Source organism: Vibrio sp. RM-41-2B (genome assembly GCF_024744415.1).
In the GTDB taxonomy this organism is placed as follows: Bacteria; Pseudomonadota; Gammaproteobacteria; order Enterobacterales; family Vibrionaceae; genus Vibrio; species Vibrio diabolicus.
In genome coordinates this window covers 66,856-85,855 of record NZ_JAMQWD010000053.1, presented here as the reverse complement: position 1 = coordinate 85,855, position 19,000 = coordinate 66,856, and the positions used below count along the sequence as shown (strand labels likewise).

At 45.4% G+C, this 19,000-nt stretch carries 20 protein-coding genes; 10 read left to right on the top strand and 10 right to left on the bottom strand.

The window, feature by feature from the left end:
• Positions 1-13 precede the first annotated feature (13 nt).
• The 5 genes from pepA to NB463_RS21990 all read left to right on the top strand — a co-directional run bounded on the left by pepA (position 14) and on the right by NB463_RS21990 (position 6,670).
• Entirely contained in the window at positions 14-1,522 is a 1,509-nt protein-coding gene (gene pepA, locus NB463_RS22010; protein WP_005397459.1) for a leucyl aminopeptidase, read from the top strand.
• A 115-nt stretch (positions 1,523-1,637) separates the two neighbouring features.
• Positions 1,638-2,087: a DNA polymerase III subunit chi gene (locus NB463_RS22005; protein ID WP_046873623.1), complete on the top strand. Its 450-nt coding sequence runs from the start codon at positions 1,638-1,640 to the stop codon at positions 2,085-2,087.
• Positions 2,088-2,183: 96 nt separating this feature from the next.
• Positions 2,184-5,042: a valine--tRNA ligase gene (locus tag NB463_RS22000; RefSeq protein ID WP_046873613.1), complete on the top strand. Its 2,859-nt coding sequence runs from the start codon at positions 2,184-2,186 to the stop codon at positions 5,040-5,042.
• A gap of 202 nt (positions 5,043-5,244) precedes the next feature.
• Complete coding sequence (locus NB463_RS21995) at positions 5,245-5,649, top strand: DUF2061 domain-containing protein (RefSeq protein WP_005397464.1); 405 nt, start codon at positions 5,245-5,247, stop codon at positions 5,647-5,649.
• 115 nt (positions 5,650-5,764) lie between these two features.
• Complete coding sequence (locus tag NB463_RS21990; protein ID WP_257082905.1) at positions 5,765-6,670, top strand: bifunctional helix-turn-helix transcriptional regulator/GNAT family N-acetyltransferase; 906 nt, start codon at positions 5,765-5,767, stop codon at positions 6,668-6,670.
• Positions 6,671-6,689: 19 nt separating this feature from the next.
• On the opposite strand, the gene NB463_RS21985 is transcribed toward NB463_RS21990, so the two are convergent.
• The gene (locus NB463_RS21985; RefSeq protein ID WP_006742360.1) at positions 6,690-7,490 is read right to left on the bottom strand and encodes a glycosyl hydrolase 2 galactose-binding domain-containing protein; all 801 of its coding nucleotides are present in this window, start codon (positions 7,488-7,490) and stop codon (positions 6,690-6,692) included.
• 166 nt (positions 7,491-7,656) lie between these two features.
• On the bottom strand, positions 7,657-8,070 hold the full coding sequence (gene rraB, locus NB463_RS21980; RefSeq protein ID WP_005381081.1) for a ribonuclease E inhibitor RraB: 414 nt from the start codon (positions 8,068-8,070) through the stop codon (positions 7,657-7,659).
• A gap of 582 nt (positions 8,071-8,652) precedes the next feature.
• On the opposite strand from rraB, the gene arcA reads away from it, so the two are divergent.
• From arcA to NB463_RS21955, 5 genes are all read left to right on the top strand, one after another.
• Positions 8,653-9,873 (top strand): arginine deiminase, encoded by a 1,221-nt coding sequence (gene arcA / locus NB463_RS21975; protein WP_053809367.1) that lies wholly within the window; start codon positions 8,653-8,655, stop codon positions 9,871-9,873.
• Between the two features lie 156 nt (positions 9,874-10,029).
• Positions 10,030-11,034: an ornithine carbamoyltransferase gene (locus tag NB463_RS21970; protein ID WP_012841385.1), complete on the top strand. Its 1,005-nt coding sequence runs from the start codon at positions 10,030-10,032 to the stop codon at positions 11,032-11,034.
• 282 nt (positions 11,035-11,316) lie between these two features.
• The gene (gene pyrB, locus NB463_RS21965) at positions 11,317-12,246 is read left to right on the top strand and encodes an aspartate carbamoyltransferase (RefSeq protein ID WP_005397473.1); all 930 of its coding nucleotides are present in this window, start codon (positions 11,317-11,319) and stop codon (positions 12,244-12,246) included.
• 15 nt (positions 12,247-12,261) lie between these two features.
• A complete protein-coding gene (gene pyrI / locus NB463_RS21960) occupies positions 12,262-12,723 on the top strand; it encodes an aspartate carbamoyltransferase regulatory subunit (protein WP_005381086.1) in 462 nt (153 codons plus the stop codon).
• Positions 12,724-12,852: 129 nt separating this feature from the next.
• Entirely contained in the window at positions 12,853-13,242 is a 390-nt protein-coding gene (locus NB463_RS21955; protein ID WP_005381087.1) for a RidA family protein, read from the top strand.
• An 85-nt stretch (positions 13,243-13,327) separates the two neighbouring features.
• Here the strand turns inward: NB463_RS21955 and NB463_RS21950 are convergent, their stop codons facing one another.
• The 8 genes from NB463_RS21950 to mlaF form a co-directional block, all read right to left on the bottom strand.
• A complete protein-coding gene (locus NB463_RS21950; RefSeq protein WP_005381088.1) occupies positions 13,328-14,053 on the bottom strand; it encodes a 1-acylglycerol-3-phosphate O-acyltransferase in 726 nt (241 codons plus the stop codon).
• A 146-nt stretch (positions 14,054-14,199) separates the two neighbouring features.
• A complete protein-coding gene (gene murA, locus NB463_RS21945) occupies positions 14,200-15,465 on the bottom strand; it encodes a UDP-N-acetylglucosamine 1-carboxyvinyltransferase (protein WP_005396229.1) in 1,266 nt (421 codons plus the stop codon).
• A gap of 9 nt (positions 15,466-15,474) precedes the next feature.
• Complete coding sequence (ibaG, locus tag NB463_RS21940) at positions 15,475-15,729, bottom strand: BolA family iron metabolism protein IbaG (protein ID WP_005396230.1); 255 nt, start codon at positions 15,727-15,729, stop codon at positions 15,475-15,477.
• A 3-nt stretch (positions 15,730-15,732) separates the two neighbouring features.
• A complete protein-coding gene (locus NB463_RS21935; protein ID WP_065646879.1) occupies positions 15,733-16,053 on the bottom strand; it encodes an STAS domain-containing protein in 321 nt (106 codons plus the stop codon).
• The gene (mlaC, locus tag NB463_RS21930; RefSeq protein ID WP_046873609.1) at positions 16,053-16,691 is read right to left on the bottom strand and encodes a phospholipid-binding protein MlaC; all 639 of its coding nucleotides are present in this window, start codon (positions 16,689-16,691) and stop codon (positions 16,053-16,055) included. Before mlaC ends, NB463_RS21935 begins: the two co-directional genes overlap by 1 nt.
• Positions 16,692-16,693: 2 nt before the next feature.
• Positions 16,694-17,182 (bottom strand): outer membrane lipid asymmetry maintenance protein MlaD, encoded by a 489-nt coding sequence (gene mlaD / locus NB463_RS21925; protein ID WP_012841383.1) that lies wholly within the window; start codon positions 17,180-17,182, stop codon positions 16,694-16,696.
• Between the two features lie 2 nt (positions 17,183-17,184).
• Positions 17,185-17,976 (bottom strand): lipid asymmetry maintenance ABC transporter permease subunit MlaE, encoded by a 792-nt coding sequence (mlaE, locus tag NB463_RS21920; protein WP_005396234.1) that lies wholly within the window; start codon positions 17,974-17,976, stop codon positions 17,185-17,187.
• A complete protein-coding gene (gene mlaF / locus NB463_RS21915) occupies positions 17,966-18,769 on the bottom strand; it encodes a phospholipid ABC transporter ATP-binding protein MlaF (RefSeq protein ID WP_258432470.1) in 804 nt (267 codons plus the stop codon). The genes mlaE and mlaF overlap by 11 nt, the downstream gene beginning before the upstream one ends.
• Between the last annotated feature and the right edge of the window lie 231 nt (positions 18,770-19,000).

Below are 19,000 nucleotides of genomic sequence, written 5' to 3'. Positions count from 1 at the left end.
TGTAGGAGTACGCATGGAGTTCAGTGTAAAAAGTGGCAGTCCAGAGAAACAACGTAGCGCATGTATCGTTGTTGGTGTGTTTGAACCACGTCGCCTTTCTCCAGTAGCCGAACAACTTGATAAAATCAGTGACGGTTACATCAGTTCACTACTTCGCCGTGGTGATCTAGAGGGTAAACCTGGTCAGATGCTGCTACTGCATCAAGTACCAGGTGTTTTGTCAGAGCGCGTTTTGCTTGTCGGTTGCGGCAAAGAGCGTGAACTTGGCGAGCGCCAGTACAAGGAAATCATTCAAAAGACGATCAGCACACTTAACGAGACAGGCTCAATGGAAGCGGTATGTTTCCTAACTGAACTGCATGTTAAGGGTCGCGATACATACTGGAAAGTACGCCAGGCTGTAGAAGCGACTAAAGATGGTCTATACACATTTAATCAATTCAAGAGCGTTAAACCTGAAACTCGCCGCCCACTGCGCAAGCTTGTTTTCAATGTCCCAACGCGTCGTGAATTAAACTTGGGTGAAAAAGCAATCACTCATGGTCTAGCTATCGCATCTGGTGTCAAAGCCTCAAAAGACCTTGGCAACATGCCACCAAACGTAGCTAACCCAGCTTACCTCGCTTCTCAAGCTCGTCGTCTAGCGGACGATTACGAAACCGTAACCACCAAAATCATTGGTGAGCAAGAGATGGAAAAACTGGGAATGACCTCTTACCTAGCAGTCGGTCGTGGTTCTAAAAACGAATCTATGATGTCTATCATCGAGTACAAAGGTAACCCTGACTCAGATGCAAAACCGATTGTGCTAGTAGGTAAAGGTCTAACCTTCGATTCAGGCGGTATCTCTCTAAAACCGGGCGAAGGTATGGATGAGATGAAGTACGACATGTGTGGTGCGGCATCGGTATTCGGTACAATGAAAGCGCTAGCGAAGCTAAACCTACCAATTAACGTTATTGGTGTTCTAGCAGGCTGTGAAAACATGCCAGGCAGCAACGCTTACCGTCCAGGTGATATCCTAACGACAATGTCTGGTCAAACTGTAGAAGTTCTGAACACGGATGCGGAAGGTCGTCTTGTTCTTTGTGACGCACTGACTTACGTAGAGCGTTTCGAACCAGACTGCGTGGTTGACGTTGCAACCCTAACTGGTGCTTGTGTTATCGCACTAGGTCACCACATCAGTGGCGTTATCTCTAACCACAACCCACTGTCTCACGAACTAGTGAATGCTTCCGAGCAAGCAAGTGACCGTGCATGGCGTCTACCAATGGCAGATGAGTACCACGAGCAGTTGAAGAGCCCGTTTGCGGATATGGCAAACATTGGTGGCCGTCCTGCTGGTACTATCACTGCAGGTTGCTTCCTGTCTAAGTTTGCTAAAAAGTACAACTGGGCTCACGTCGATATCGCAGGTACTGCGTGGAAATCAGGCGCAGCGAAAGGCTCAACGGGCCGTCCTGTCTCAATGCTTGTCCAATTCCTTTTGAACCGCAGCGGCCAAGAGACAGAAGAGTAATTTCTGAACAACATCTAAAAGGGCCGCAAGGCCCTTTTTTATTATCCTAATTTTCTAAAATGAAAATGGGATTTAAGATGGTCTTAGGAAGAGACCCAAGGCAAGTGAGAGAATGATGCAAACTGCAACCTTCTACATCATTAACGAAGAGAGCCCGCAAGCAACGGTGGCTGGCTTTGAAGAGTACATTGTGTTTTTGGCGCAGCACTTTGCCCGCCAAGGCGCTAAAGTGTATTTAAACTGCCAAGACAAACCACACGCCGAGCAGCTCGCTGAAGCCTTTTGGCAAGTTGATGCAGACAAGTTCATGGCACATAACCTCGTAGGCGAAGGACCGAAATACGCCACCAATATTGAGATCGGCCATAACGGTGTAAAGCCGTCTTGGAATCGTCAATTGGTAATTAATTTGGCGGAAAATGAGACAACCTTTGCGAACAAGTTTGCTCAAGTGGTAGACTTCGTGCCCTGCGAAGAAAAAGCTAAACAACTCGCAAGAGAAAGATATAAAATTTACCGTCAAGCAGGTTACCAGCTGCAAACGATCGAAATTCAATATCCTTAACGGTCAATCCTTATAGTTAAGGCGATCTTGTTAAGATCCCTCACTTATAAAGATTGACTAAGATTCAACCATCAACGTATCCATTAAAAGAGCGCTATGGAAAAGACATACAACCCAACTTCAATCGAACAAGCTCTGTATCAGACTTGGGAAGAGAAAGGCTACTTTAAGCCACACGGTGACACTACTAAAGAATCATACAGCATCATGATCCCGCCACCGAACGTCACTGGTAGCCTACACATGGGCCACGCGTTCCAAGATACGATCATGGATACGCTTATCCGTTGTGAACGTATGAAGGGTAAAAACACCCTTTGGCAAGTAGGTACTGACCACGCTGGTATCGCAACTCAGATGGTTGTTGAGCGTAAGATCGCTGCAGAAGAAGGCAAAACAAAACACGATTACGGTCGTGAAGCTTTCATCGACAAAATCTGGGAATGGAAAGGCGAATCTGGTGGCACTATCACTAAACAGCTTCGTCGTCTTGGCGCATCAGTAGACTGGGACCGTGAGCGCTTTACGATGGACGATGGTCTATCTAACGCCGTTCAAGAAGTTTTCGTACGTCTATACGAAGACGATCTAATCTACCGCGGTAAGCGTCTAGTTAACTGGGATCCAAAGCTACACACAGCGATCTCAGATCTAGAAGTAGAGAACAAAGACACTAAAGGCCACATGTGGCACTTCCGCTACCCACTAGCAGATGGTGCTAAAACAGCGGATGGCAAAGACTACATCGTTGTTGCAACGACTCGTCCAGAGACCATGCTAGGCGATACGGGTGTTGCAGTTAACCCAGAAGATCCACGTTACAAAGATCTTATCGGTAAAGAAATCATCCTTCCTATCGTTGATCGTCGCATCCCAATCGTGGGCGATGAGCACGCCGATATGGAAAAAGGTACTGGCTGTGTGAAAATCACACCTGCGCACGACTTCAACGACTACGAAGTTGGTAAGCGCCACCAGCTACCAATGATCAACATTCTGACTTTCGACGCGAACATCCGCGACGCAGCAGAAGTATTCAACACTAACGGCGAAGCAAGCGACGCTTACAGCACTGAGCTACCAGCTAAATACCACGGTATGGAGCGTTTTGCCGCTCGTAAAGCTATCGTTGCTGAATTCGACGAGCTAGGTCTACTTGAAGAAGTGAAAGATCACGATCTACAAGTTCCTTACGGCGACCGTGGTGGCGTGGTTATCGAACCAATGCTAACTGACCAATGGTACGTACGTACTGCGCCTCTAGCGAAAACAGCGGTTGAAGCAGTAGAAAACGGCGACATCCAATTCGTTCCTAAGCAATACGAAAACATGTACTTCTCTTGGATGCGTGACGTTCAAGACTGGTGTATCTCTCGTCAGCTATGGTGGGGGCACCGCATCCCAGCTTGGTACGACAACCAAGGTAATGTTTACGTAGGTCGCACTGAAGAAGAAGTTCGCAAGAACAACAACCTAGAGTCAGTCATTGAACTGCACCAAGACGAAGACGTATTGGATACATGGTTCTCTTCTGCACTATGGACGTTCGGTACTCAAGGTTGGCCAGAGCAAACTGACGATCTGAAAGTATTCCACCCTTCAGACGTTCTAGTTACTGGTTTCGACATCATCTTCTTCTGGGTTGCGCGCATGATCATGATGACCATGCACTTCGTGAAAGACGAAAATGGTAAACCACAAGTACCATTTAAGACAGTTTACGTTACCGGCCTAATCCGTGACGAAAACGGCGACAAGATGTCGAAGTCGAAAGGTAACGTACTTGACCCAATCGACATGATCGATGGTATCGACCTAGAGTCTCTAGTAGAGAAGCGTTGTGGCAACATGATGCAGCCTCAGCTAGCGAAGAAGATCGAGAAGAACACGCGTAAGACGTTTGAAAACGGTATCGAAGCATACGGTACAGACGCACTGCGTTTCACCCTTGCAGCAATGGCATCAACAGGTCGCGATATCAACTGGGATATGAAGCGTCTTGAAGGTTACCGTAACTTCTGTAACAAACTATGGAACGCAAGCCGTTACGTAATGATGAACACAGAAGAGCAAGATTGTGGTTTTGGTGAAGGTGAGATCGAGTACTCACTAGCAGACAAGTGGATCGAGTCTCAGTTTGAACTCGCAGCGAAAGCGTTCAACAACCATATCGACAACTTCCGTCTAGATATGGCTGCGAACACGCTTTACGAATTCATCTGGAACCAATTCTGTGACTGGTACCTAGAGCTAACTAAACCCGTTCTATGGAAGGGTACTGAAGCACAACAGCGTGGTACTCGCCGTACGCTAATCACGGTACTTGAGAAGACGCTACGTCTAGCTCACCCAGTGATTCCTTACATCACTGAAACTATCTGGCAAAGCATCAAGCCACTAGTTGACGGTGTTGAGGGCGAGACAATCATGCTACAAACGCTGCCTCAATTCGACGAAGCGAACTTCCACCAAGAAGCGCTAGACGACATCGAATGGGTGAAAGCGTTCATCACTAGCATCCGCAACCTACGTGCAGAGTACGACATCAACCCTGGCAAGCCTCTAGACGTTATGCTGAAAGCAGCGAATGAGAAAGACGCCTCTCGTCTAGAAGCAAGCAAACAAGTATTGATGTCTCTAGCGAAGCTAGAAGCAGTACGCGTGCTTGAAGCCGGCGAAGAGACCCCTGCGTGTGCAACGGCACTGGTTGGCAAGTCTGAGCTGATGATCCCAATGGCGGGTTTGATCGACAAAGATGCAGAGCTTGCTCGTCTAGATGGCGAAATCAAGAAGACGCACGGCGAAATCAAGCGTATCGAAGGCAAACTGGGCAACGAAGGCTTTGTAGCGAAAGCACCTGAAGCGGTTGTTGCTAAAGAGCGTGAGAAGCTTGAAGGCTACAAAGAGACACTAGCTAAGCTAGAAGAGCAGAAGACAACGATCGCTGCACTTTAAACCTCAGTGAAAGAGAAGAACTAACACTTCTCACTTTGAATCCAAAGGTTGGCCATCATGGTCAACCTTTTTTGTATATCTTTCACCAAAAACCATCATCAATAGCTTTCCCCTATCGCAACAATACTCATCATCCATTAGTATTAATGAGAATTATTATCGATAATAAACTCATCGAAACAAACACGATTGAGTAATTATCATGAAAAAGACACTAACTTTCGCAGCACTGCATTTTACTATCGCATTTAGTGTCGCTTACGTACTCACAGGCGACATTTTAATTGGTAGTTTAATTGCCATGATTGAGCCTTCAGTGAACACCGTAGCCTTCTACTTTCATGAAAAGGCATGGGCAAAAGTCCCAGCACTTAAAGCTCGTCAGTGGATGACCAAATTAAAAACCGCAAGCTTTGCGACCGTGCACTTCAGCGTCGCTTTTACCGTGGTTTACTTACTAACAGGTGATGCATTTGTCGGCGGCGTAATGGCGATGCTAGAGCCGAGTTTGAATACGGTGGCTTACTACTTCCACGAGAAAGTATGGATGCGTAAATCATCAGCAAAAACTCCAGCACCGCAGTTTTGTTTACATCACCACGCTTAAACATGGAGGCTCACTACGTCTCCTAACGAGCCAAATGACATTTATCATTGACAAAGTTGCGTACCGCAATTAATTTAATTGCGGTGCGCAACTTTATTTTTAGAGGTAAGTGATAATGAACGCTCGTCAACTCCGACACTACTCCCGTCAAGCCGTCCGATTGCTTGGTATGCTCGATAAACAATGCGGCGATGTCGCTCTTACCCCGGTACAAGCGCACGCATTAGGTGAAATCCAATTGCAGCCATTGACCATAAACCAACTGGCGCAGCAGCTTAGTGTCGACAAGTCCAATGCAAGCCGCACCATTACTGGTTTGATTAAATTAGGTTTGGTTGAGAGCATCGAAAACCCGAAAGATAAACGAAGCCAACTCGTAGTGCTCACAATTCAAGGACAGCAGGCGTTATCGCAACTAGACCAACAGCAAAACAGCTTTTTTGAGCAGTTGCTTACACAACTTGATGACTGTGAGCAAGAACAACTCAAACTTGGTCTAGAGACTTACCTAAAAGGGCTGATAAAAGTATGTCAGGCAGAGGAATACGTTCTTCGACCTCTTACAAAAGCAGACAACCCGCAAGTGGCAGACGTAATTCGTAAAGTCTCTGCTGAATACGGCTTAACCGCAGACAAAGGTTATGGTGTGGCCGATCCAACGCTTGATGATATGTATTCGGTTTACAATCAATGCGGCGCCTCCTATTGGGTCATTGAACATCGCGGAGAGATCGTTGGTGGCGGTGGCTTTGCCCCTTTAGCTGGTGAGCCAAATGTGTGTGAGCTGCAAAAGATGTACTTCTTACCTCAAACACGAGGACACGGTTTAGCCAAACGCATCGTCGCATTGAGCTTACAACTGGCGAAACAGTTTGGGTATCAGCAGTGCTATTTAGAAACGACCGAATGTCTAAGAGAGGCGGTAGGCTTGTATGAAAAGCTAGGCTTTGAGCATCTCGATGCCCCGCTTGGACAAACAGGGCATGATGCATGTGAAGTCGTAATGCTTAAGGTACTGTAATAAAAAATATTATCAGACGTTAAAGCACAACATGGGTAACGCAAAGCTCCTGGCTCAATGCAACAGTGAAGTTTTGGCGTTGCCCATCCAATTCAACAGACAACTGATAGAGATCATTTGGATCAGGGTCATTAAGATCAGCATACTTTGGCGCTTCAATCTGAAAGAGTGCACTGGCGTGATCTGCACGAACGTCAATTGGGATATGGTAAGTCATGCCATTAAACTTTACCGCTGCTGACACTAGTCCTGGCGCAAATGTCTGGTAATACAAATCGACCTTAAATTCACACCCGCCACCATGGTGCCAAATCTGCTCGGTTGCCACGCGATCTAAACGCACGTTGCGAATAAACTGCAAGTACGGTTCTTGCCACACGCCCAGTCGCTCATCACTTTTCTTATATTGATGTTCAGAAAGCGGGCACAGCTCTGGCTTATCCTCATCGAATAAAAGATCTTCTTCTTCCTCTAGGAACAATATCTCAAAGCGATTACGCCCCATTTGCATGTATGGGCGAATGTCTTTTTTATACACACTTTGCGAGCCATCACAATCAAACACAGCCACGCCGTTCAAACGTACCTCCGCATGGTAATCAACACCACCCATTACCATTTCCACTGCAGGAAATGCCATCATCGCCTCATCCACTTCAATGTCATGCATCAGGTGCCATTCTTGTTGACGGATCGCTTCCTCCGTCAATTCATCAGGCAGGACTAGACTTAAAGGGGCGGGAAAAGTGATGTCATCCTGTGGAATCGAGAGGTCCGTCAGTGGAGAGACTTGCCATAAACCGGCGAGTGAGAGTTGCATATACACCTTGCGCTAGATCAATTTTCACGCATTATAGGGAGAAATCCCCTATAAACTCAATGTGAATTATTTATCACCTCCACATTCATCTGTTGTTGGATGCCATTTTCAAGGTATAAAAAAACCAGCGTTTAACGCTGGTTTCTCTAAAAGAGGTGAGCTTTGATTACTCGTCGTCTTCATCTTCTTCAGGGTAAAGCGCATCTTCGCCTTCGTAGTACGTACCCCAACCGTCATAGATGATGTCGTATTTTTCTGCCAAGTGAATCAGTTTTTCAACTTGCGCATCAATGGCTTCTGCGTCTAATGCTGATTCCATGGTTGCGTCACAGCAAAGCAACTTGTTGCCATCTTCATCTTCAGTTTCTTCCGCTTCAAGCACTTCAAAACCCATCTTGAATGCTTCAACTACCGCTTTTTCTAGCGTGTCAAAATCTTCTGCAAACAGGTGGTGCTCGATTTCGTATAGCGAATCTGGATCGCTGCCATCTTCTAGCAATGCTGCAATGATATCGCGAGTCTCTTCCTTTTGAATCTCAATTAATTCTTCTACTGATAGATATTCATCTTCGTGAGACATGTTTTGGCTCCAGATTAGTTACTTGATAGAAACACTATACCCGATACTGAGTATGCTGATCCGGTGAAATATGGCATGGATTGCGATGAAAAGCCACAAACAAACATCATACCACCGCGATTCTTATAGGTTATTTGAATATAAATATTAAACCGTCCACGCAAAGAAACAAAAAATTAACAAAAAATGGCATTTTTTAATATTCAGAACATCCTAACTGACACTTAATGCGGTTATTTTCTCTTTCTGTGCGTGTTTATGGCGCTTTCTTGAATACACTCACGTGTAAAACGAAGAAGCATAACGAATAAATTTACTTCAACAATGCATAATTGAGAATAAAAATGCACGTTTTATGCACTATGCATGTATTCTTTCTCAATGGGAAAATTAGAATAAAAACGCACGCTCTCCACATTTCACAAAATAGAATTTAAACCCAAACCAAAACTTCATTAGCAAAACAAACAAAACTAAAATCTAAAAAACAATAAAAATCAGAATATAGGCAAAGCGTAGTGATTTGCATCTTTCTAGGAAGCTTGTCATAACTAACGGCTGGAAAATTTGTAAGGATACAAAATGAGCAAGCTGTACGTTGGATCAGAAGTTGGTCAACTTCGACGAGTTCTATTAAATCGCCCAGAGCGCGCCCTAACCCACTTAACTCCATCAAACTGTCATGAATTACTGTTTGATGATGTTCTTGCTGTAGAAGCGGCAGGTGAAGAGCACGATGCGTTCGCACGCACGCTACGCGATCAAGATGTAGAAGTGCTTCTCCTCCACGATTTACTGGTCGAAACCCTCGCCGTTCCAGAAGCAAAACAGTGGCTGCTAGATACTCAGATTTCTGACTTTCGTTACGGGCCAACCTTTGCGCGAGACCTACGCCAATATTTTTCAGAAATGGATGATGAACACCTTGCCAGCATCTTTTTAGGTGGCTTAGCTTACTCAGAGCTGCCGATCACCTCATCTTCTATGCTGCCAAAAATGAAGCGTCCGCTGGATTTTGTTATTGAGCCGCTACCTAACCACCTATTTACGCGTGATACCTCATGCTGGGTTTATGGTGGTGTATCGCTCAACCCAATGATGATGCCTGCACGCCAACGTGAAACAAACCACTTACGTGCGATTTATCGTTGGCACCCAATTTTTGCTGGCCAAGACTTTATTAAATACTTCGGTGACGATGATCTGCATTATGATAATGCGAATGTCGAAGGCGGTGATGTGTTGGTTATTGGTAAAGGTGCAGTTCTGATCGGTATGTCTGAGCGTACGACTGCGCAAGGTGTAGAGAACCTTGCAGCAAGCCTATTTAAAGCAGGCCAAGCTACCGAGGTGATTGCAATTGATCTGCCTAAACACCGTTCATGTATGCATTTAGACACCGTGATGACCCATATGGATGTAGATACTTTCTCTGTCTACCCTGAGATCATGCGCAAAGATCTCGACACATGGCGCTTAACACCAAAAGGCAACGGTGAAATGCATGTTCAAGCCTCACATAACTATCTGCATGCGATTGAGTCCGCTCTTGGCTTAGATCAGCTGAAAATCATCACCACTGGTGGCGACAGCTATGAAGCGGAACGCGAACAATGGAATGACGCCAATAACGTTCTAACTGTAAAACCGGGCGTAGTGATTGGTTACGAACGCAACGTATACACCAACGAAAAATACGATAAAGCTGGCATCAAAGTACTGACAGTACCTGGTAACGAGCTTGGTCGTGGTCGTGGTGGCGCTCGCTGTATGAGCTGTCCGATAGAGCGAGACGATATATAACCAATTCGTCCTTTTACATTAAATGAATAAAAACTAAGGTTGATGTGAATACATCAACCTTTTTTAGTTTTACGCAAAAATAATTATTCACAAATAAATCATTTATATGTTTTAATGCATTCTATTAATTCAATCACACGTACTAAGGGACGAGCTATGGCTTTCAATTTACGTAACCGCAACTTTTTGAAGCTATTGGATTTCTCAACCAAAGAAATCCAGTTCTTGCTCGAACTGTCTGCAGAGCTAAAAAAAGCAAAATATGCAGGAACAGAGCAGAAGACACTTCAAGGTAAAAACATTGCACTCATCTTTGAGAAATCTTCGACTCGTACCCGATGTGCGTTTGAAGTCGCAGCTTTTGATCAAGGCGCTCAAGTCTCTTACATCGGCCCTTCTGGTTCTCAGATTGGCCATAAAGAATCAATGAAAGACACCGCGCGCGTACTTGGCCGCATGTATGATGGCATCGAATACCGCGGTTTTGGCCAATCCATTGTTGAAGAGCTTGGCACTTATGCTGGTGTTCCAGTGTGGAATGGTTTGACTGATGAGTTCCACCCAACCCAAATCCTTGCTGACTTCCTGACCATGCAAGAGCACGGACGCGGTAAGCAGCTGCATGAAATGACCTTCGCTTACCTAGGCGATGCACGCAACAATATGGGCAACTCGCTCATGGTGGGTGCCGCTAAAATGGGCATGGATATTCGCCTTGTCGCGCCAAAAGCGTTCTGGCCTGAAGAAGATCTGGTGGCAACTTGCCAAACTATCGCGCAGCAAACTGGTGCAAAAATCACATTAACTGAAAGCGTCGAGGAAGGTGTGAAAGGTTGTGACTTCCTATACACCGACGTTTGGGTGTCTATGGGTGAGTCTGCCGAGGCATGGGATGAACGTGTAGCGTTAATGACACCATATCAAATCAATATGGACGTGATTAAGCAAACGGGTAATCCACATGTGAAATTCATGCACTGCCTTCCTGCTTTCCACAATGATGAAACCACCGTCGGCAAAGAAGTCGCTGAAAAATACGGAATGAAAGGCCTTGAAGTAACAGAAGAGGTATTTGAATCGGAATACTCCATCGTATTCGACGAAGCTGAAAACCGTATGCACACCATCAAAGCCGTGATGGTTGCGACGCTAGGAAGCTAAACCAGCGCGCAAAAACAGCTGCCAAAAACCATGATGTAATCGCTTGCGTTCACGAAAGTTAAGCGTATAATGCTCGGCAATTTGTCTGAGGATTAAGAAATGACCAAGCTAATTGCCAACATGAAAACGCGATTTGCTCTCGCTAAGCGACTACGCTTACGTGGTGTTATTTTCGTTAATTCTATTGAATTTTAAAACCTCCCCATTTGGGGAGGTTTTTTTATGTCCAAAATTCCTTTCGGCAATTTGGATATAGTCATCAATGTTATAGGGAAGAAGATCATGGCGAACTCGCTTTACCAGAAGCACATCATCTCTATTCCAGAGCTTTCACGTGAAGAGCTGGAACTTATCGTAGAAACAGCAGGCAGCCTTAAAAAAGCACCTCGACCAGAACTGATTAAAAACAAAGTCGTTGCCAGTTGTTTCTTTGAACCATCAACACGTACACGTTTATCGTTTGAAACAGCGATTCAACGCATTGGTGGTGACGTGATTGGCTTTGATAATGATGGTAATACCTCTCTGGCGAAAAAAGGCGAAACACTCGCAGATTCAGTACAGGTCATCTCTTCTTACGTCGATGCCTTTGTGATGCGCCATCCACAAGAAGGCGCCGCTCGCTTGGCCTCTGAATTCTCAAATGGCGTGCCAGTGATCAACGCTGGTGACGGTGCAAACCAACACCCAACTCAAACGCTACTCGACCTATACACCATCGCAGAAACACAAGGGCGTCTAGACAACCTGAACGTCGCATTCGTAGGTGACCTAAAATATGGCCGCACAGTGCACTCACTGACTCAAGCCTTAGCGAAGTTTAATAACATCCGCTTCTTCTTTGTTGCACCAGAAGCATTGGCAATGCCAGATTACATCTGCGAAGAGCTAGACGAAGCTGGCATTCAATATAGCCTGCACACGGACATGGAGAGTGTGATTCCTGAGCTGGATATTCTGTACATGACACGCGTACAGAAAGAACGTTTTGACGAATCGGAATACGCACATATTAAGTCGGCTTACATCCTAACGGCGGCACTACTAGAAGGGGCGCGCGAGAACCTAAAAGTACTCCACCCCCTCCCTCGCGTGGATGAAATCACAACCGATGTTGATAAAACGCCTCATGCTTACTTCTTCCAGCAAGCTCAAAATGGCGTATACGCTCGCCAAGCACTGTTGGCGCTTGTTCTAAACGAAACACTGTAATCGAGGAGAAAACCCATGGCTAAAGAAACTCAATTGCAGGTAGAAGCAATCAAAAATGGCACGGTCATCGACCACATCCCTGCGCAAATCGGCATCAAAGTACTAAGACTGTTCGATATGCACAATTCATCACAGCGCGTTACTATTGGTCTGAACTTGCCATCATCAGCACTCGGTCATAAAGATCTACTCAAAATCGAAAATGTGTTTATTAATGAAGAGCAAGCGAGCAAGTTGGCGCTGTATGCTCCTCACGCGACCGTGAACCAAATCGAAAACTATGAAGTGGTGAAAAAGCTCGCGTTAGAGCTTCCTGAGCGCATCAATGATGTATTTGAATGCCCGAATTCAAACTGTATTTCTCATAATGAACCAGTAGAAAGCAGCTTTAGCGTGTTCGAGAAGAAACAAGAAATCCGCCTAAAGTGTAAATACTGCGAGAAAGTGTTCTCACGCGAGATCGTAACCGAGCGATAAACACACCGCACGACTAGGCTGTGATACGTTTAAAATACCCTGCAATGTCGGGGTATTTTGCTCTTTACCTACCGAGGGTTTAGAGGCAAACTGAGAATCTTTATTCCCTACAACTGATGGAAAAATCAAATGACGAAAGTACTTCACACTGAATCTGCACCAGCAGCAATCGGTCCTTACGTTCAAGGCGTAGATCTAGGTAACATGGTTCTTACTTCAGGCCAAATCCCAGTAAACCCAGCGACAGGTGAAGTGTCTGCTGATATCGCAGAGCAAGCTCGTCAGTCTCTAGAAAACGTAAAGGCTGTGGTTGAATCTTCAGGCCTTAAAGTGTCAGATATCGTGAAGCTAACGGTTTTTGTTAAAGACCTAAACGACTTTGGCACGGTGAACGAAGTTTACGGCAAGTTCTTTGATGAGCACGGCGTAGCAAACTACCCTGCACGTTCTTGTGTAGAAGTCGCTCGCCTACCGAAAGATGTTGGTATCGAGATTGAAGCAATTGCAGTTCGCAAATAATTGCACTTGCTGACAAACATAAAAAAACGGGTAGCTCAGGCTACCCGTTTTTTATTGTCTTTTCGTGATGATATCGCAGTAAAACTTAAGCAGCATTACGCTGTTTGACTTCTTCATCTAACGATTCAAGCTTCTCTTTCATCTGTTCACGACAGATATTCGCTAGCTCGCGAATGCCCTCTTTACCATAGCCTTCAGTGCTGATTGGAGGTAGCATTTCAACAATCACATGACCATTGTTCCAACGGTTCAGCTTAATTTTATTCGTCGAGCTACATACGATAGGAATGATTGGCACGCCTGCTCCAATTGCTGCATGAAAAGCACCTGTTTTGAATGGCAGCAGACCACGCCCACGAGAACGCGTTCCCTCCGGGAACATCCACACCGAAACATCACTTTCTTTCATGCTGCTCACGACCTGATCGATAGTACCTTTTGCTTTCGAGCGATTCGCTCTGTCAATCAGAATGTTACCCGTAAGCCAGTAAAGCTGACCAAACAGTGGCATCCAAGCCAAGCTCTTTTTACCTACTGTCACAACTTTCGGAGTCACAGCAGCAGAAACAGTAAACATGTCCCAGTTGTTTTGGTGGTTAGCTATGTAAACATGTTGGCCGCGTGAATACGCATCTTCAGGGATACGCAGCTCTAACTTAATCCCAAATACACGAGACATCTTGGCAAACAAGCGGCCAAAAGTGAAAACGTGCTTAGGGTTTCGGGGGCTTAATAGGCAGTAACCACAACCACCAATAAACATAACAATCGCAAAGATAGCGACAGCAAATACACGTAACAGTGCAATCATTCTTGTTCTCCAGGAACCGGCTTTTGCCAGATACAGCTATTAATTTCTCTCTTTCCATAAAGGATAACTATGGTCATGAGAGTGATATAAAAAAGCCGAAACTCAGGTTTCGGCTCTCTTGATATCCAAGTTACCTGCGGTGCAGTTTAACTTGCCTCGCTCACTCGCTCAATATTTGCGCCAAGTGCAGCCAGTTTATTTTCGATTTTGTCGTAACCGCGGTCGATATGGTAAATACGATCAACGATGGTTTCGCCTTTAGCAATACAGCCCGCAATTACCAAACTAGCCGAAGCTCGTAGGTCGGTTGCCATCACTTGCGCACCACTTAATGACTCAACATCACCACAGATAACGGTGTTGCCTTCAATCTCGGCTTTCGCGCCCATACGCATCAATTCTGGTACGTGCATAAAGCGGTTTTCAAAGATAGTCTCAGTGATCACGCCGCCGCCTTTAGCCATCATGTTTAGTAGCGTAAATTGCGCTTGCATATCGGTCGGGAAGCCTGGATGCGGCGCTGTACGTACACTCACTGCTTTCAGCTCGCGATCAGTCATATCAACTGAAATCCAATCGTCACCCGTTTCGACAAGCGCGCCAGCTTCTTCTAGCTTGGCTAAAACCGCTTCAAGCAAATGAGCGTTAGTGTTACGACATACTACTTTACCGCCAGATACCGCAGCAGCGACAAGGAATGTTCCCGTCTCAATACGGTCGGCAACCACGTTGTGTTTACAACCACCTAGGCGCTCAACACCTTCAATCGTGATCGTATCTGTGCCTGCACCAGAAATTTTTGCTCCAAGCTTATTTAGGAAATCCGCTGTGTCTACAATTTCAGGTTCACGCGCCGCGTTGTCTAGCGTTGTAGTGCCTTCAGCAAGTGCTGCAGCACACATGATGGTGATCGTCGCGCCTACGCTGACTTTATCCATCACGATGTGCGCACCTTTTAGACGACCATCAACCTCAGCTTTAACGTAACCATCTTCAAGCGTAATCGTTGCGCCAAGCTGCTCTAGGCCAGAAATATGCAGATCAACAGGACGAGCACCGATAGCACAACCGCCAGGTAGAGAAACCTGACCTTGACCAAATCGCGCTACGAGCGGGCCCAAAGCCCAAATAGAAGCACGCATGGTTTTCACCAAATCATACGGTGCGCAGTATTCAGTAATGCTACTTGGATCGACGTGAACAGAACCATTACGGCTTACTTTCGCGCCTAAACGCTTAAGCAGTTCCATGGTTGTATCGATATCACGAAGGTGTGGCACGTTTGCCACTTCTACAGGCTCTTCCGCCAAGATAGACGCAAATAAAATCGGCAGTGCTGCGTTTTTTGCACCGGAAATGGTCACTTCACCAACGAGTGGTTTATCTGACCCAATAACTCGAAACTTTTCCATCAATAAACCTTAAAGCGACATCAGTTTCTTATCACGAGCCCACTCTTCTGGTGTGAACGCTTTAATTGATAATGCGTGAATGTCGTTACGCTGGATGTATTCCATCAGAGGACCATAAATTAACTGCTGCTTCTTAACGCGGCTCATTCCATCGAAACAAGCATCAACAGCAACCACCTCATAGTGGCTACCTTCACCTTTTACATGCACTTCTTGAAGGTTTAGTGCTTCTTCTAATAACTGTTGTACTTTTGCGCTATCCACAATTTACCCCTGATAATTCTGTATGTGTTTGGCCACTAAAGATTCAACATTGCTCAGTTGAAACAAAGTGCGCAGTTGCGCCGGCACGAAACTGAGCATTATATGACAGTTTTGCTTTTTTGCATGCTCTAATAAGTGGATTAACATCACCATTCCTGCAGAGTCGACGCGCTCTATCTCTTTTAACGAGCATTCCAGCTCAGCTTGAGCTGGTTGCCATTGCTGAGCATACGCCCACAATGAGGGCACTGTATCTCTATCAAGTGCCCCTGTTAGCTTAAGAATGTTTTGATCTAAATGCCACTGAGCGGGAGTCTGGGCCATTATTTCTTCGCCTCAAAGCGAATCGGTTCCGCAGCTAATTTCTCTAGATCTTTCGCGACAGATAGAATGCCTTCTTGACGAATTTTGCTATTCCATTCTGACTGTTTGCTAGAGAGTAAACTGATGCCTTCCGCAATCATATCGAACGCTTCCCACTCACCAGATTTGTTGTCTTTACGCAATTTGAACTCAAGCTTGATGTTTGGACGCGGCGTATCGATGATATCAACTTTAATGCTGGTGATACGCTTAGAGTCATCAATGCTAGGCTCAGGACCAAATTCAATTTGTTGGTCACTGTATTGCGTTAGCACCTGTGCATATGAAGCAATTAAATACGCGCGAAATGCATCGATAAACTCAAGTACGTCTTCACGTTTCGCTCCTTTTAGGTTTGGACCTAGGAGCTTTAACCCAGCATAGCGGTAGTTGACGTAAGGCATTAGCTCTTCTTCAACAATCACCTTAAGTAAATCTGGGTCTTGTTTGATTTTCGGCTGCTCGGCTTTTAATCTTTCGAAAGTGACTTCAGCCACTTGCTTCATCATCTTATAAGGTTCAGTTTTATCCACTTCTGCTGCACTTGTACCAAACGCGCTAAACACAGCACAAACTGAAAGTAATAATCTCGCTAACATAGTTATTCCTTACTTGAATCGTCTGAACCACCTACGCTGTAAAGCACTTGACCAATTAAGTCTTCAAGCACGAGCGCTGATTTGGTGTCTTCGATGGTATCGCCATCGACCAGCATGACTTCATCGTCAAAAACAAAGCCTGGTACTAAACCAATGTATTGCTCACCAATCAAGCCAGACGTCAAAATTTGTACGCTCGACGTTTCTGGGAATTGATTGTATTTGCTATTGATCGATAGAGTTACAACAGGTAATAAGTTATCTGGGTTAAGCGAAATATTGCTTACCCGGCCAATCACAACCCCACCCACTTTTACTGGCGAGCGAACTTTTAAACTACCAATATTATCGAACTCAGCTTTGAGGGTGTAAGTATCACCAGAGCCAATGCTTTTTACGTCAGCAACTTGAAAAATCATCACAAGAATCGCGCAAATTCCCGCTAATACAAAGCTGCCAACCCATAATTCAGTTTTACGTGTTTGTTGCATGATTAATTCCCAAACATCAATGCGGTCAGTACAAAGTCTAGTCCTAGTACTGCTAAAGAAGAATGCACAACAGTGCGCGTAGTTGCTCGGCTGATCCCTTCCGAAGTTGGAATAGCATCATACCCGTTAAATAGAGCGACCCAAGTAACCGTAATTGCAAACGCAAAGCACTTGATCATACTGTTACCAATATCCTGTCCTAGTTCAACTGAGGACTGCATCGCTGACCAAAAACTGCCATGGTCAACACCTTTCCAGTCAACACCAACAAGCTGGGCGCCCCAAATACCCACCGCCATGAAAATCATAGCCAGTAATGGCATTGAAATAGCACCAGCCCAAAAACGTGGCGCGATCACTCTTTTCAAAGGATCTACCGCCATCATTTCAAGGCTAGAGAGTTGCTCCGTCGCTTTCATCAAACCTATCTCTGCAGTTAACGCAGAGCCTGCACGACCAGCAAACAGAAGTGCAGTGACAACTGGCCCTAATTCACGTAGCAATGAGAGCGCCACCATTTGCCCCAAACTGCCCTCTGCGCCGTAATCCACCAGCACAACATAGCCTTGTAGGCTCAAGACCATACCAATGAACAACCCAGATACGACGATAATCGCCAGAGACTGGACGCCTACGGAATAAAGTTGTTTAACGAGCAGAGGAAAGCTTTTGAGCGGTTGTGGCTTAGTAAACAGTGCCCCAATCAGCATGAAAGTCGCACGACCAAATGCTCCGCAGATGGAGAGCGTTCGTCTACCTAGTGAGGCGACAAAATGCATAAAGTTATCGACCATCAAATAAGTCCTTTTCGATACTTTGAGAAGGGAAGCGAAACGGTACAGGACCATCTGCATCACCTTGTAAGAACTGCTGAACGCGAGGGTCAGGATTCTTATTAAGCTCTTCTGGTGTGCCAAAAGCGATAATTTTGCCATCGGCCATCAGATAAACCCAATCGGCAATACTCATCACTTCAGGCACGTCGTGAGAAACGACTATAGAAGTTAAACCTAACGCTTGATTTAGATTACTAATGAGCTCAACCAAGACACCCATGGTGATTGGGTCTTGTCCGACAAATGGTTCATCATACATGATTAAATCAGGATCCAGGGCGATCGCACGCGCCAACGCAGCGCGTCTAGCCATGCCACCCGATAGCTCGCTCGGCATCAATTGTGCTGCGCCGCGTAGACCGACGGCTTCAAGCTTAAGCAACACCATGGTACGAATCAGCTCTTCAGATAAATTCGTATGCTCTCGCAATGGGAAGGCGACGTTATCAAAGACATTCAAATCAGTGAATAAAGCTCCTGATTGAAACAACATGCTCATTTTCTTGCGAGCATGGTAGAGTTTTTTACGCGAGAGAGAGGGAATATTGTCGCCATCAAACCAGATCTCTCCTTGCTCGGGATACAACTGACCACCAATTAAACGCAGCAGTGTTGTTTTACCAATTCCCGATGGTCCCATAATGGCCGTCACTTTGCCCTCAGGAACATGCAGATCAATACCATCAAAGATCTTGCGCTCTCCCCGTGAAAAAGTGAGGTTGTTCACGGTGACTAAATCGTTGTTCGACATATCATCTCTTCTACTGTCGGAGCGTTGCAACTCACGGCATCATCAACCTGACACACAACGGAGTTGAATTTCACGTTTAATAAAGTAACGTCGGTACATTTATTAGGCTGCAATCATAAGCACATTGGCTTTGAATTTAAAGCACTGTTCAATTAAATAAAGTCGAGTATATACCTGCAATTTTTTATGGATTACGATCAAATCAGCGCAAAGTGTTTAAATCCTAGACAA

Coding starts and splice junctions, on each gene's coding strand:
- mlaD (WP_012841383.1), bottom strand. CDS start 17,182: ATGCAACAAACACGTAAAACTGAATTATGGGTTGGCAGCTTTGTATTA.
- mlaF (WP_258432470.1), bottom strand. CDS start 18,769: ATGTCGAACAACGATTTAGTCACCGTGAACAACCTCACTTTTTCACGG.
- NB463_RS21950 (WP_005381088.1), bottom strand. CDS start 14,053: ATGATTGCACTGTTACGTGTATTTGCTGTCGCTATCTTTGCGATTGTT.
- NB463_RS22000 (WP_046873613.1), top strand. CDS start 2,184: ATGGAAAAGACATACAACCCAACTTCAATCGAACAAGCTCTGTATCAG.
- NB463_RS21955 (WP_005381087.1), top strand. CDS start 12,853: ATGACGAAAGTACTTCACACTGAATCTGCACCAGCAGCAATCGGTCCT.
- NB463_RS21990 (WP_257082905.1), top strand. CDS start 5,765: ATGAACGCTCGTCAACTCCGACACTACTCCCGTCAAGCCGTCCGATTG.
- NB463_RS21985 (WP_006742360.1), bottom strand. CDS start 7,490: ATGCAACTCTCACTCGCCGGTTTATGGCAAGTCTCTCCACTGACGGAC.
- mlaC (WP_046873609.1), bottom strand. CDS start 16,691: ATGTTAGCGAGATTATTACTTTCAGTTTGTGCTGTGTTTAGCGCGTTT.
- mlaE (WP_005396234.1), bottom strand. CDS start 17,976: ATGGTCGATAACTTTATGCATTTTGTCGCCTCACTAGGTAGACGAACG.
- arcA (WP_053809367.1), top strand. CDS start 8,653: ATGAGCAAGCTGTACGTTGGATCAGAAGTTGGTCAACTTCGACGAGTT.
- NB463_RS21970 (WP_012841385.1), top strand. CDS start 10,030: ATGGCTTTCAATTTACGTAACCGCAACTTTTTGAAGCTATTGGATTTC.
- pyrB (WP_005397473.1), top strand. CDS start 11,317: ATGGCGAACTCGCTTTACCAGAAGCACATCATCTCTATTCCAGAGCTT.
- pyrI (WP_005381086.1), top strand. CDS start 12,262: ATGGCTAAAGAAACTCAATTGCAGGTAGAAGCAATCAAAAATGGCACG.
- NB463_RS22005 (WP_046873623.1), top strand. CDS start 1,638: ATGCAAACTGCAACCTTCTACATCATTAACGAAGAGAGCCCGCAAGCA.
- NB463_RS21995 (WP_005397464.1), top strand. CDS start 5,245: ATGAAAAAGACACTAACTTTCGCAGCACTGCATTTTACTATCGCATTT.
- pepA (WP_005397459.1), top strand. CDS start 14: ATGGAGTTCAGTGTAAAAAGTGGCAGTCCAGAGAAACAACGTAGCGCA.
- murA (WP_005396229.1), bottom strand. CDS start 15,465: ATGGAAAAGTTTCGAGTTATTGGGTCAGATAAACCACTCGTTGGTGAA.
- rraB (WP_005381081.1), bottom strand. CDS start 8,070: ATGTCTCACGAAGATGAATATCTATCAGTAGAAGAATTAATTGAGATT.
- NB463_RS21935 (WP_065646879.1), bottom strand. CDS start 16,053: ATGGCCCAGACTCCCGCTCAGTGGCATTTAGATCAAAACATTCTTAAG.